15 protein-coding genes are annotated in these 13,155 nt (G+C 63.0%); 8 read left to right on the forward strand and 7 right to left on the reverse strand.

Annotated elements, in window-relative coordinates:
- Positions 1–7 precede the first annotated feature (7 nt).
- On the forward strand, positions 8–775 hold the full coding sequence (locus tag NKI54_RS01045) for a class I SAM-dependent methyltransferase (RefSeq protein ID WP_352576236.1): 768 nt from the start codon (positions 8–10) through the stop codon (positions 773–775).
- A gap of 9 nt (positions 776–784) precedes the next feature.
- Here the strand turns inward: NKI54_RS01045 and NKI54_RS01050 are convergent, their stop codons facing one another.
- Complete coding sequence (locus tag NKI54_RS01050) at positions 785–1,279, reverse strand: DUF2244 domain-containing protein (RefSeq protein ID WP_352690407.1); 495 nt, start codon at positions 1,277–1,279, stop codon at positions 785–787.
- A gap of 22 nt (positions 1,280–1,301) precedes the next feature.
- On the opposite strand from NKI54_RS01050, the gene nth reads away from it, so the two are divergent.
- Entirely contained in the window at positions 1,302–2,123 is an 822-nt protein-coding gene (gene nth, locus NKI54_RS01055; RefSeq protein ID WP_023675282.1) for an endonuclease III, read from the forward strand.
- 34 nt (positions 2,124–2,157) lie between these two features.
- On the opposite strand, the gene NKI54_RS01060 is transcribed toward nth, so the two are convergent.
- From NKI54_RS01060 to NKI54_RS01075, 4 genes are all read right to left on the reverse strand, one after another.
- A complete protein-coding gene (locus tag NKI54_RS01060) occupies positions 2,158–3,669 on the reverse strand; it encodes a tripartite tricarboxylate transporter permease (protein WP_023675283.1) in 1,512 nt (503 codons plus the stop codon).
- Positions 3,670–3,678: 9 nt separating this feature from the next.
- Entirely contained in the window at positions 3,679–4,146 is a 468-nt protein-coding gene (locus tag NKI54_RS01065) for a tripartite tricarboxylate transporter TctB family protein (RefSeq protein WP_292663247.1), read from the reverse strand.
- A gap of 79 nt (positions 4,147–4,225) precedes the next feature.
- Complete coding sequence (locus NKI54_RS01070) at positions 4,226–5,203, reverse strand: tripartite tricarboxylate transporter substrate-binding protein (RefSeq protein WP_352633738.1); 978 nt, start codon at positions 5,201–5,203, stop codon at positions 4,226–4,228.
- Between the two features lie 185 nt (positions 5,204–5,388).
- A complete protein-coding gene (locus tag NKI54_RS01075; protein WP_352633736.1) occupies positions 5,389–5,844 on the reverse strand; it encodes a DUF2214 family protein in 456 nt (151 codons plus the stop codon).
- 226 nt (positions 5,845–6,070) lie between these two features.
- On the opposite strand from NKI54_RS01075, the gene NKI54_RS01080 reads away from it, so the two are divergent.
- From NKI54_RS01080 to NKI54_RS01105, 6 genes are all read left to right on the forward strand, one after another.
- A complete protein-coding gene (locus tag NKI54_RS01080; RefSeq protein WP_352616458.1) occupies positions 6,071–6,610 on the forward strand; it encodes a GNAT family N-acetyltransferase in 540 nt (179 codons plus the stop codon).
- Between the two features lie 205 nt (positions 6,611–6,815).
- Complete coding sequence (locus NKI54_RS01085; protein WP_352453995.1) at positions 6,816–7,793, forward strand: Bug family tripartite tricarboxylate transporter substrate binding protein; 978 nt, start codon at positions 6,816–6,818, stop codon at positions 7,791–7,793.
- A gap of 158 nt (positions 7,794–7,951) precedes the next feature.
- Positions 7,952–8,485 (forward strand): tripartite tricarboxylate transporter TctB family protein, encoded by a 534-nt coding sequence (locus tag NKI54_RS01090; protein WP_352576249.1) that lies wholly within the window; start codon positions 7,952–7,954, stop codon positions 8,483–8,485.
- Between the two features lie 4 nt (positions 8,486–8,489).
- Positions 8,490–10,013, forward strand: coding sequence for a tripartite tricarboxylate transporter permease (locus tag NKI54_RS01095; protein ID WP_352568211.1), 1,524 nt, complete (start codon positions 8,490–8,492; stop codon positions 10,011–10,013).
- A 15-nt stretch (positions 10,014–10,028) separates the two neighbouring features.
- Positions 10,029–11,213 (forward strand): CaiB/BaiF CoA transferase family protein, encoded by a 1,185-nt coding sequence (locus NKI54_RS01100; protein ID WP_352633734.1) that lies wholly within the window; start codon positions 10,029–10,031, stop codon positions 11,211–11,213.
- Positions 11,210–12,061: a citryl-CoA lyase gene (locus tag NKI54_RS01105; RefSeq protein WP_352465928.1), complete on the forward strand. Its 852-nt coding sequence runs from the start codon at positions 11,210–11,212 to the stop codon at positions 12,059–12,061. Before NKI54_RS01100 ends, NKI54_RS01105 begins: the two co-directional genes overlap by 4 nt.
- 78 nt (positions 12,062–12,139) lie before the next feature.
- On the opposite strand, the gene NKI54_RS01110 is transcribed toward NKI54_RS01105, so the two are convergent.
- Both NKI54_RS01110 and NKI54_RS01115 read right to left on the reverse strand, forming a co-directional pair.
- The gene (locus tag NKI54_RS01110; RefSeq protein WP_352465927.1) at positions 12,140–12,649 is read right to left on the reverse strand and encodes an NUDIX hydrolase; all 510 of its coding nucleotides are present in this window, start codon (positions 12,647–12,649) and stop codon (positions 12,140–12,142) included.
- 130 nt (positions 12,650–12,779) lie between these two features.
- Positions 12,780–13,085: a hypothetical protein gene (locus tag NKI54_RS01115; RefSeq protein WP_023675294.1), complete on the reverse strand. Its 306-nt coding sequence runs from the start codon at positions 13,083–13,085 to the stop codon at positions 12,780–12,782.
- Positions 13,086–13,155: the final 70 nt, after the last annotated feature.

Consider the following 13,155-nt stretch of genomic DNA (forward strand, 5'->3'; position numbering starts at 1 on the left):
TTTGCTTTTGACACTTTACGGCAAGGCGCTGGAGAGCCGGCTGCCCAATTCGCTGCTCAGGGACTACTTTGCCGACGAGGCGGTGCGCAACATCGATTATGATTTCTCACGGCTCAAGGTCGACAACAATCTCGGCATCGGTCTAGCAATCAGGGCAAAGACGCTGGACGTCTGCGTTCAGGACTTTCTCGCCCGAAATCCTGACGCCATCGTACTGCATCTCGGGTGTGGGCTCGATACGCGCATATTCCGTATCGACCCGCCAGCCGGCGTGGACTGGTTCGACGTCGACTATCCCGAAGTCATCGATCTCAGGCGCAAGCTCTATCCAGTGCGGGATCACTACCATCTGATCGCTTCGTCGGTCACCGAACCTGGATGGCTGAACAAAGTACCTCGGGATCGCCCGGCCATAGTCGTGGCGGAAGGCCTGACTCCCTACCTGGGTGCCGAGGAGGGGCAGCAACTGTTTTCTCGTTTGGTGGGACATCTTTCGAGCGGCGAACTGGTTTTCGATGCCTATAGTCGCCTGGGACTGAAGATCATTCGCCTCAATTCCTCCTTCCGCGCCACCGGCGCCGAGGTCCACTGGAGCATCGAGAACCCGCATGAATTGGAGCGAGCCGTTCCGAAGCTGCGGTTCGTCGAGGACATCCCTGCCTATAAGCCGGAACATGCCGCTCGCATGCGCTGGTTCGCGAAACTGTTCGTTCGCCTTTGGAAATACATTCCAGCATTGCGCAAGATCGGCAGGCTGTTGCGCTATCGGTTCTGAAACGCTGGCTCAGCGCGCCTTGGCGGCTGCCAGAGCGCGCGAAAATGCGGTGGCAAAACTTTCGCGGTCGGCAGGGTTGAGGAAGCCGCCGATCGAGACGGTTTTTCCTTGCGCCTCGACCGCCATTCTGGTGATGCCGATCTCGGCGTGGCGGGCGATCGAAAAGCGCCCCCAGAACGGATTGAAGCGGTGTGCTTCCGATTTGCCTGACGGGGCAGTCTTGCGGATGTCGAGGCTGGTGCGCGACACCGATACCTCCTCGCGAGCCCGGGCGGCACGATAATTGGCGCGGAAGGCGATGTAGACGGCGATCACGTCGAGGCCGAAGAAGCCGAACACCGGCCAGGCGCCGCGCGACAGAAAAAAAGCTCCGGTCACCAGCCAGCCGAACAGCAGGGCGCCCATCAGGATGGCAAAGCCGGTCTTGCCCAGCGACCGGTGCGGTGTCAGCAGCGCCTGGAAAAATGGCTCGTCGGCCTGAAATGAGGCGTTTGTGTCGCTCATTGGGGAATATTATAGGAAGGCAATGACAAGCCCCAAGCCCAAAAACTCTTCTGCGCTAAAAAAAGACCTGTTGCCCGGCCGCCGCGACGGCTCGAACGTCAAGCCGCGTCCGCGGCCGGCGAGATCGCGGGCGCTTTACAGCGCGGCCGAGGTGCATGAGATTTTCCGGCGCTTTTCCGTTCAGCGGCCGGAACCGAGGGGCGAGCTCGAACATATCAACGCCTTCACGCTGTTGGTGGCGGTGGTGCTTTCGGCTCAGGCGACGGACGCCGGCGTCAACAAGGCGACGCGGGCGCTGTTCAAAATCGCCGACACGCCGCAAAAGATGCTGGCGCTAGGCGAGGCCAAGCTCGGCGACCATATCCGCACCATCGGGCTATGGCGCAACAAGGCCAAGAACGTCATCGCGCTGTCGGAGGCGCTGATCCGCGACCATGGCGGCGAGGTGCCTGAGGATCGCGATCAACTGGTCGAGCTGCCGGGTGTCGGCCGCAAGACCGCCAACGTCGTGCTCAACGTGGCATTCGGCCAGCATACGATGGCGGTCGACACGCACATCTTCCGCATCGGTAACAGGCTCGGCCTGGCGCCGGGCAAGACGCCGGAACAGGTCGAGCAAGGTTTCCTGAAGATCATTCCGGATGAATATATGCGGCACGCGCATCATTGGCTGATCCTGCACGGCCGCTATGTCTGCAAGGCGCGCAAGCCGGATTGCCCGGCCTGCGTCATCGCCGATATCTGCAAGGCCAAGGAAAAGACGACCAGCGTGCCTGCACCGCTGGTCGAGATCGCGCCGCTCGGGCCAGTAGAAGCGGCTACTGAGTCAGTGCCCGGCAAGTGACTCTGAAGTTCCTCGTATGTGGCGCCGTCCACATTCAGGAACTCTCCTCGACGAACACCTCCTCGCGCTTCTTCCTGACCGCGGGGAGAAACACAATGACGAGCACGGCAAGCGCGATGAGGAGCAGGCTGGCGCTGATCGGCCGCGTCACGAAGGTGCTCGGATCGCCGCGCGAGAGGATCATGGCGCGGCGTAGGTTTTCCTCGAGCAGCGGGCCGAGCACGAAGCCGAGCAGCAGCGGCGCAGGTTCGCAGCGCAGCTTGGTCAGGAGGTAGCCAAGCAAGCCGAAGAAGGCGACGGCATAGAGGTCGTAGACGTTGGTGTTGACGCTGTAAACGCCGATCGAGCAGAACGCCATGATGATCGGGAAGAGCACATAGTAGGGGATGGTAAGAAGTTTCACCCAAAGCCCGATCAGCGGCAGGTTCAAGATGATCAGCATCAGATTGCCGATCCACATCGAGGTGATGATACCCCAAAACAGTGCAGGCTGTTCGATGGCGACATTGGGGCCGGGCACGATGCCCTGGATGATCATCGCGCCGATCATCAGCGCCATTACCGGGTTGGCCGGAATGCCGAGCGTCAGCATCGGGATGAAGGAGGTTTGGGCGCCGGCATTGTTGGCCGATTCCGGTCCGGCGACGCCTTCGATGGCGCCCTTGCCGAATTCCCCGGGATTTTTCGAGACACGTTTTTCGACGGTGTAGGAGGCAAAGGCGGCAAGGATCGCGCCGCCTCCCGGCAGGATGCCGAGCGCCGAACCGATGATCGTTCCGCGCACGATGGGAGCCGCCATGCGCCGAAAATCTTCGCGGGTCGGCATAAGGCCGGAGATCTTTCGGATCAGCACGGAACGCTCATGCTCGTTTTCGAGGTTGCGCAGTATCTCGGCGACGCCGAAGACACCGACCGCCACTGCGACGAAATTCAGCCCGTCGGCATATTCGCGGATGCCGAGCGTGAAGCGGGGCGTACCAGTGTAAATATCGGTGCCGACAAGTCCCAGCAGCAGGCCGAGCACGACCATGGCCAGTGCCTTGACGATCGAGCCGTGGGCGAGCGCGACGGACGAGACCAGGCCGACGATCATCAGCGAAAAATACTCGGGCGCGCCGAATCTCAGCGCTATCGCAGTCAGCGGTGGGGCGAAGATGGCGACGAGGAAGGTCGACACCGTGCCGGCAAAGAACGAGCCTATCGCCGCGGTCGCCAGGGCTGCTCCGGCGCGGCCGTTCCTGGCCATCTGATAGCCATCGATTGCGGTGACGGCCGACGAGGATTCGCCGGGCATGTTGATGAGAATGGCGGTGGTCGAGCCGCCATACTGCGCGCCGTAATAGATACCGGCGAGCATGATGAGAGAGGAAACCGGGTCGCCGATCTGGAAGGTGATCGGCAACAGCATGGCGATGGTTGCGGTGGCACCGATGCCGGGCAGGACGCCAATCAGCGTGCCGAGAAGGACGCCGATCAGGCAGAAACCGAGGTTTGCCAAAGATGTGGCTGTCGAAAAGCCGAGTGCGAGGTTGTTGAGGAGTTCCATTTCATTTCCTCACAACGACAGTGGCAACCACGGGCCGAAACGCCGAAACGGCAGGCCGAGTGCGTAGCTGAAGACGACGAATGCGAACAGCGTCAGGCCGGCTGACAGCACGAGTGCAGTCAGCGGCTTCATACGGCCGCTACCGAAAGATGCGATCAGCGCAGTCAGGAAGATCGACGGGATGAAGCCGAGGCCGCGCACCGTCAGGCCGAAGAAGATCGGAGCAGGCAGGATGAACAGCATGCCGCGCCACGCAATGTAACCGATCGGCTCGCTCTCGAAACGCACCGCTTGGACGAGGATGGCGGCGCCAAGCAAGATCAGCACAATTGCCAGCACCAGCGGGAAATAGCCCGGCCCCATGCGAAAGGCGGTGCCGATTTCGAGGCCCAGCGACTGCAGCGCGAAAAAGGCGCCAATAAAGATCAACAGCGCGGCGCATATGCCGTTGGTTCTGTCGATTGCGAAAGGTTTCATGGCGTCCTCCCGGCCCGCCTCACGGGCGTGCCGATGCCGGTGTAAAAACGGGGCGCTGGCGGCGCCCCGTTAAAAACCTTTAGTCGGCGTACTGGCCGGCCGCTTCGATGATCGGCTTCCAGCGCGCAATCTCACTTTCCAGCTTGGCCTTGAGCGCGGCCGGCGTGGCATCGGCCTCGGGCGACGGCTTGGTGCCGAGTTCGGCAAATCGGGCGACGACGTTCTGGTCCTTCAGCGCCACCTGCAGAGATTTCGACAGGCGTTCGGTGATCTCGGCCGGCGTGCCCTTGGGTGCATAGATGCCGTGCCAGATGCCGACCTGCACCTGGGGAAGACCGGCCTCTATCGTCGTCGGCACGTCCGGCAGCACGTCTAGCCGTTGCGGCGAGGTTACGGCATAAGCCTTGATCGTGCCGCCCTGGATCTGCTTGGTGGTATTGGTCGTCTGGTCGCACATGATGTCGACCTGGCCGCCGAGAAGATCGGTCATGGCCGGGCCGGTGCCCTTATAGGGTACGGTGACCAGCGGCGTGCCGATGGCGCTCATAAACAGCATGCCGCACAGATGCGAGGCGGCACCGATCCCGGCATTGGCAACGGTGATGCTGTCCTTGTTGGCCTTGGCGTAGTCGACCAGCCCCTTCAGATCGGTCGGCTTGAGGTCCTTGCGGCCGACGATGGTCATCGGCACCTCGGTGACGAGGCCGACATATTCGAATGCGTTCAGCGTGTCGTAGGCGAGCTTTCTGTAGAGCGTAGCACTTGTCGCCATGCCGATGTGATGGAGGAGCAGCGTGTAGCCGTCAGGCTCGGCATTTGCGACGCGGCCCGCGCCCAGTGTGCCGCCGGCGCCGCCGACATTCTCGACGATGACCTGCTGGCCGAGGTCCTTCGACATGGCTTCCGCGACAAGACGCGTGACGGTGTCAGTAGGGCCGCCGGCCGAAAACGGCACGACAATGGTGATGGTGCGTTCGGGGTAGGTCTGCGCGCCAGCGGCCGGTGGGTAAAGCATGGCGGCCGCAGCGACAGCCAGCGCGGCGACGAATTTTCTCATCGTGATTCCTCCCAGGATACGAATTACCAACCGCTGCGCGGAGTTCCTCTCAAAACCGAATGTAGATGGAGCAATAACTAGCGCAACCCGACAAATGACAATCGGCCTCGAATGGCAAACTGCACGTTTGTCCGCACAAATGAGTGGAAAGGTTGGGCCGCGCGATGCCCTTCCTCCGACCTATCTTAATAACCGTAGCCGCGCCCCATCGCCGCCGCGAACACCGGGATCAAGAGGAAGATGAAGGCCGCGGTGCGGACATAGGTGCGAACGGACGCTAGCTCCGCCGCAGGCACCTGGAAGCCGGGACTGGCGCTCGCCTGCCTGTTCCAGGACAGGAATCGGACGGTCGGGATGATCGACAGCAGACCGACAATTGCGAAAGCGGCCATCTTTGCCCAGAACACCCAGTTGTGGACGTAGAATTCCCAGCCTTTCAGACCATAGACGACGCGGCCGATGCCGACGACGATGATCAGCATGGCGATGATGCCGTAGTGGCGGTCGATGCCGACGAGCCGCTTCAGCGTCGCGGCGGACAAGTCGCTGCGGATCAGGACGAATTCGGCGCCGATGATGCCTGCCAGCGAAAACACCAGCAGATGATGGAAGATGGCAAGCACAAGGTCGGTCGTGTCCATGCTGTTTTCCCTCTGTCGGACGGCAGCGCCGAACCCAACGCGCCTGAACCAGTACTGGAGAAAAACTAACACCGCCTGGCAGGATTCACATCAGCCTGGAAGATGATCTACACAGCCTTGGCTCTTGTTTTTCGCAACGGATTTGGATTTCCCGTCTCGGGCGTGTCGCTGTCCCCACTTTTGGAAGACCTGCATTAGGCACCGGCAACACAACCGAGACATGACCATGGCCAGTCCGCATACAATTGTCGCCCCAGTGATTGAGACCTCTCGCACGGTCCTGCGGCCGCACCGGCTTGACGATTTCGACGCCTATGTCGCGATGTGGGCCGATCCCGTCGTCACCCGCTTTATCGGCGGCAAGCCGCGCACGCGGGAGGAAAGCTGGATGCGCTTCCTGCGGCATGCCGGCCTGTGGTCGCTTCTGGGCTACGGCTTCTGGGCGATCGAGGAAAAGGCCACCGGCCGCTTCATCGGCGAGGCGGGCTTTCACGATCTGAAACGCGACATGACGCCGTCGATTGAGGGCATTCCGGAGACCGGCTGGGCTCTGGTTTCGGGCGCGCATGGCCACGGGTTGGCCAGCGAAGTCGTCGCACGGGTGCTTGCCTGGGGCGACGAGACGTTCGGCGCCGCGAAGACCGTCTGCATCATCGATCCGGAAAACACCGGATCGCTGAACGTCGCGGCAAAATGTGGTTATGGCGAAGTGCTGCGAACCGTCTACCAAGGCAAACCGACCATCCTGCTGGAGCGGCAGCCCTGACGGACGCTGTCTGGCCTCTGCCTGCCGCGTCGTCCGGCGTCGAGTTCGCCTGCCTGAAGATCGCACAGGCCGATTGTGCCGCATGCGGCGTGTTCTGTCTTTGACAGGAAGACGCAAACTCTGCATGAATTTTATCGAGCGGGTCTGAAGTCAGGCCACGTTTCTGGCAGGCACCGGAGGAGGTGTCGCGATTTGGAGGAATCCCATGCTGAACAGACGCCGATTCTTGATGAGCACCGCGGCAGCAGGTGCTGCCGGACTCGCGGCATCGCATTTTATCCCCGCCTTCGCGCAGGACGCGCCGCAGCTGCAGATTTTCGTGCCAGCGGCGCCAGGCGGCGGCTGGGACCAGACGGCGCGCGCCATGGACCAGGTGCTGCGCAGCGAAAAACTGATTTCCGGCTCGCAGATCACCAATGTCGGCGGCGCCGGCGGTACTGTCGGCCTGCCGCAATTCGTCAACCAGTGGAAGGGCAAGGGCAATGCGCTGATGGTGGCTGGCATGGTCATGGTCGGCGCGATCATCGCCAACAAGGCGGCTAACAACCTTACCGAGGTCACGCCAATCGCCCGCCTTACTGGCGAGTTCGAGGCGCTTGTGGTGCCGGCCGCCTCGCCATTCAAGACTGCGGCCGACTTTGTTGCCGCCCTCAAAGCCGACCCGACGCAGGTTCCGGTCGCCGGCGGTTCGGCTGGCGGCTCGGACCACATCTTGTTCGGCCTCATCGCCAAGACCGTCGGTGTTCCGGCCACCAATCTCTCCTATGTGCCGTTTGCCGGCGGCGGCGAGGCGCTCTCGGCGCTGCTCGGCAACCAGGTCGCGGCCGGCATCTCCGGCTATGGCGAGTTCGCCGAACAGGTCAAGGCGGGTGCGCTGCGGCTGCTGGCCATCTCCGCGGACAAACGCCAGGAGGGAATCGATGCGCCGACGATGAAGGAAGCCGGCATCGATGTCGAGCTGTTCAACTGGCGCGGCGTCTTCGCACCGCCCGGCGTCTCGGACGCCGACAAGGCAGCAATGATCAAGCTGATCGAGACCATGGCCAAGAGCGACGCCTGGGCCACCGAATGCAAGAACCGCAACTGGACGCAGATCCTGCTCACCGGTGACGATTATGCGAAATTCGTCGCCGAAGACACGGCCCGCATCGGGACGATCCTCAAGGACCTCGGTCTAGCGTGATGCTCTCGGCAAGGGGTGGCAGCCTGCGCCAACCCTTGCCGACTTTCGCCAGCCGCATGGACATACGCGGCGCCGGAGGTGAAACTACGCCGAGATCGGCCGAGTGAGACCGGTCCAAGGAGAACCGGCCCCAAGGGACCGACATTGGGAGGACGATGATGAGCACCAGCGACCAGCCGGCGCCGCCGCGCCTTGCAGTACCCGAACTGCTGATCGGCGTCGGGCTCCTCGCCTGTGCCGGTGCGGTTGCCTGGCAGACGCTGGCAATCCCGGTGTCGCCGCTCTATTCCAAGGTCGGTCCGACCGTCTTTCCCTACATCACCATGACCGGGATGGTGATCCTGTCGCTGCTGCTCATCATTGCCGCCTTGCGGGGCGGCTGGCAGCCGGAGGACGAAAAGGAGACGCCGACCGACTGGAAGGCGATGGGCATCGCCGCCCTCGGACTGATCGCCAACCTGGTGCTGATCCAGCCGCTCGGCTTTACCGCGGCATCTGTCATCATGTTCGTTCTCATCTGCCACGGTTTCGGCAGCCGGCGTCCGCTGCGTGACGTGCTGCTCGGGCTGATCCTGGCGCTGGCCGCCTATTTCGGCTTTGCCAGGGCGCTTGGCGTCAATATCGGTGCCGGCTTCATCGAAAACCAGCTGAACGCGACCGTCGATTCGATCGTTGCCATGCTGAGGGGCTGACGCCATGGAAACGCTTGGCCATCTCGCGCACGGATTTTCGGTCGCCTTCTCGCCGATCAATCTCATATGGTGCCTGGTCGGCACCACGCTGGGGACTGCCATCGGCGTGCTGCCCGGCCTCGGGCCGGCACTGACCATCGCGCTGCTGTTGCCGATCACCTATCAGGTGGCGCCGGAGGCATCCTTCATCCTGTTTGCCGGCATCTACTACGGCGCCATGTATGGCGGCTCGACGACATCGATCCTGCTCAACACGCCTGGCGAAAGCGCCACCATCGTCACCGCGCTGGAAGGCAACCGGATGGCCCGCTCCGGCCGTGGCGGTGCGGCCCTGGCGACCTCGGCGATCGGCTCCTTCGTCGCCGGCACGCTGGGCACGATCGGCGTTGCCTTCCTGGCGCCGATCGTCGTCAAATTCGCGCTGGCCTTCGGCCCGGCCGAATATTTCTCGCTGATGGTGCTGGCCTTCATCACGGTTTCGGCAGTGCTCGGCTCGTCGTCGGTGCGCGGCCTGACCAGCCTGTTCGTCGGCTTCGTCGTCGGCATGATAGGCGTCGACCTGCAGACGGGGCAGCCGCGCTTCACCTTCGGCACGAGCGAATTGCTCGACGGCGTCGACGTCATCGTCGTCGCCGTTGGCCTGTTCGCCGTTGGCGAGACGCTTTACATGGCCTCGCGCCGTTATGCCGGTAAGGACGATATCGTGCCGTTGAAAGGGTCGCTCTATATGACCGCGGCCGAATGGTCGCGCTCGTGGAGGCCATGGCTGCGCGGCGCCCTGATCGGCTTCCCGATAGGCGCCATGCCGGCCGGCGGCGCCGAAATCCCGACCTTCCTGTCCTATGCGATCGAGAAGAAACTCTCCAGACACAAGGAGGAGTTCGGCACCGTCGGCGCCATCGAGGGCGTTGCCGGGCCGGAGGCCGCCAACAATGCATCCGCGGCCGGCGTGCTGGTGCCGATGCTGACGCTCGGCCTGCCGACCTCGGCGACGGCCGCGATCATGCTGTCGGCGTTCCAGAGCTACGGTATCAATCCGGGGCCGCTGCTGCTGACGACACAGGCCGACCTGGTGTGGGGGCTGATCGCCAGCCTGTTCATCGCCAATTTCATCCTCGTCGTCCTCAACCTGCCGCTGATCGGGCTCTGGGTGCGATTGCTGAAGATCCCGGCCCCGCAACTCTATGCCGGCATCCTGGTGTTCGCCACGGTTGGCACTTACGGCATCTCGCAATCGCCGATCGACCTCGTCATCCTCTATCTGCTCGGTGCCGCCGGCTTTCTGATGCGGCGTTTCGATTTCCCGACCGCGCCCGTCATCATCGGCATGATTCTCGGGCCGCTTGCCGAAACGCAGTTCCGCCGCGCGATGACCATCTCCAACGGCGATTGGACGGTGTTCTACAAGCATCCGCTGTCGCTGACGCTGCTGACGCTGGCCTTCATCGGGCTGGTTGGACCGCATATCTGGGCCTACATCGAGCACAGACGCATGCGTGGACCGGAGCACGTGCCGGGCGATGCCTGAGCTGTTCGTGACGTCATGACAGACCTGCTTTCCGGCATCCGCATCCTTGACCTGACCAATGTGCTGGCCGGCCCCTATTGCGCCTACCAGCTGGCGTTGCTCGGGGCCGACGTCATCAAGGTCGAGACGCCGCAAGGCGGTGATCTGGCGCGCCAGCTCGGCGCCTCGCCGGAGCTCAACCGGGCGGGCATGGGCGCTTCGTTCCTGGCGCAGAATGCCGGCAAACGCTCGGTGGCGCTCGATCTCAAGCAGGAGGCCGGCCGCGAACGCTTCCTCGATCTGGTCGCTTCGGCCGACGCGCTGGTCGAGAATTTCCGCCCCGGCGTAATGGACCGGCTGGGGCTTGGCCATGCCAGGCTGAAGGAGGTCCGGCCAAGCCTTGTCTATTGTGCGATATCGGGCTTCGGCCAGACCGGGCCGATGCGCGACAATCCAGCCTACGACCAGATCATCCAGGGTCTTTCCGGGATTATGAGCATCACCGGTACACCGGAAACGGCGCCGCTGCGTGTCGGCTATCCGGTTGCCGATACGCTTGGCGGGCTGGTCGGGGCGTTCGCCATTACCGCCGCATTGGTCAAGCAGAAGACGACAGGCGAGGGCGCGTTCCTGGACGTGTCGATGCTCGAATGCACGCTTTCTGCGCTCGGCTGGCCGGTGTCGAACTATCTGACGGCGGACGTCGAGCCGCAGCCGATGGGCAATGAAAACATGACGGCCGCACCGTCTGGCGCGTTTCGCACCGGCGACGGCTTGCTCAACATCGCAGCCAACAAGCAGGAGCAGTTCATCGCGCTGTGCCGATTGATCGGCCGGCCGGAGCTGGCCTCGGATGTCCGCTTTGCCGAGCGAGAAACGCGCAAGCAGAACCGCATTGCATTGAAAGCGCTGATCGAGGATGCCTTGGCGAGCGGCTCGGCCGCCGCCTGGGAGGAGACGTTCAATCGCGCCGGCGTGCCGGCAGGCCGGGTGCTGACAATCCCGCAGATACTGCAGGAGCAACAGGTGATCGAGCGCGGCATGACGGCGCGCTTCCAGGCTGTGTCCGGAATGGACAAGCCGCTGACCGTGGTGCGCGGCGGCTTCATGGTCGATGGCAAGGCACCTTTGCCGAGCAGGCCGCCGCCGGGGCTGGGCGAGCATATGGACGAGGTTTTTGCCGACCTGCCGCCACGCGCCAGGAAAAGAGCGAAGGCATGAGCGGAACGCAAAACAAGACTGGTCGCGCGCGCGGCGAGGAATGGTGGCAGACCGGCATCATCGAGATGCGCCCCGGCGTCATCCGGCTGCGCGGCTATGAAATCCAGGATCTGATCGGTCGCGTCAGCTTTCCGGCAATGATCTGGCTCATGCTGCGCGGCGAAACGCCAAGCGAGGAGCAGGCGGCGCTGCTTGGCATCGCGCTGGGTGCTGCCGTCGACCATGGGCCGCAGGCGCCGTCGATCGCCATCGCCCGTATGGCGATCACCTGCGGCGTCGGCATCAACAGCGCCATGGCATCAGCCGTCAACGTGCTTGGCGATGTGCATGGCGGCGCCGGCGAACAGGCGCTTTCCTTCTACGGAGACATCGCTGCCGAACTGGACGCCGGCATGCCGCTTGCGGACGCCGTGTCGGCGCGGCTCGATCGTTTCCTTGCCGGGGAAAACGGTTATGTGCCCGGGCTCGGCCATCGTTTCCATCCGGTCGACCCGCGGGCGCCCCGCCTCATCGAGCTAACCCGCGACTTTGCCGCGCGCGGCATCGTCAGCGGGCGCTTCGCCGATATCGCCGAGGCGATCGAGGCCGAGGTGGCGCGGCGCAAGGGCAAAAAAATCCCGCTCAATATCGACGGCGCCACGGCCGTCATCTACGGCGAGCTCGGCTTTCCGCCGCCGCTGACGCGCGGCCTTTTCGTGCTGTCGCGCTCGGTCGGCATCCTCGCACATGCGTGGGAACAGTCGCAGGAAAGCGACCGCAACAAGGGGCCGCTGCCGCGCGAATGGCTGTGGGCCTATACCGGCACGCCGGCGCGGCCTCTGCCCGAGGAAGACGATGGCAGTCAGTGAGGCATCGGTTCAAGAGACGGCGGCGGCGGGCGCTGGAACCAATTCCATCCCGACACAGTCGGGGCAGGCCTCCATCTTCTATTGAGCGGGATCTTTTCCGAACGCCGGACCCTGCTTTTTGGGATTATGCTCCAGCTCGGCAATCCTGATGTTCCTCACCAGCGTCGAAAGATCCGGCTCGTCGATGAGCAACGCCGCGTCGGCTGGTGCCAGCCACGCACGCTGACGCCTCTTGGATTCCTGCCAGTCGGCAAGTTCCTCGGTTACCTCCAGCAAATAGACGACGACGTCGACACGGACGAAGCGGTTCGCCAGCCGCTTCCAGTAGCAATAGGTGCCGGCCGGCTGTTTCAGTGTCTTGCCGAGAACGCCGGCTTCTTCCTGTGCTTCGATGGTGGCCGCCTTGCGGCCGCTCTTGCCCTTCATCGGCCAGCCCTTCGGCACAATAAAGCGCCTTGTCGTTCGCGATGTGACCAGCATCACCTCGACTTCGCCATGCTCGTTCAGCCGAAACGGAATCGCCGCGACCTGGCGAATCCGGTCGCCCTCCCTTGCCTTGCGTACGACCTTCTTCTTGCTGGCTGCCATTCGATAATCCAGTCGAGGCGGTGCCCAAACGGCAAGGGCAGCGTTGCAAAGTCGGCCGCTTTCAATGGGGCGCAAGCGGAGCGGTTTCCACAATATATAAGTCGGCTAAATAAATGGAAAGGGCCGGTCGTCAGCGGCAGGTGCTGACAAAGCCGCTCCCCGACGGCAGCAACTGGCAAGTTGGCCTCATCTGCGGCACCTCCTGCCGTTGCGGTGTTGGGATTTGGCGATCCTGGGCACGGTACTGCTGTTGCTGCTGCTGGTATTGCTGCCGCCGCAGCCTGTTCTCCAACATCTGCAACTGGTCTTGCTGGATCAACACGTTGCGGTCGGCGGGACTGACGACCTGTGCCGATGCAGCAGGATTTACGCCCGACAGCATCGCCGCGGTCAGCATTGCCGACCCTAAAAACGTCAATAGACGAAGCCGTGACATCCATTCATTCCCGCACAAAACCGATCTTTCCTTAATATAGGGCTTTTGTCCGACGACACCATGGCCGCCG

The sequence above is a fragment of the Mesorhizobium sp. M0663 genome, from assembly GCF_040320585.1.
Taxonomy (GTDB): domain Bacteria; phylum Pseudomonadota; class Alphaproteobacteria; order Rhizobiales; family Rhizobiaceae; genus Mesorhizobium.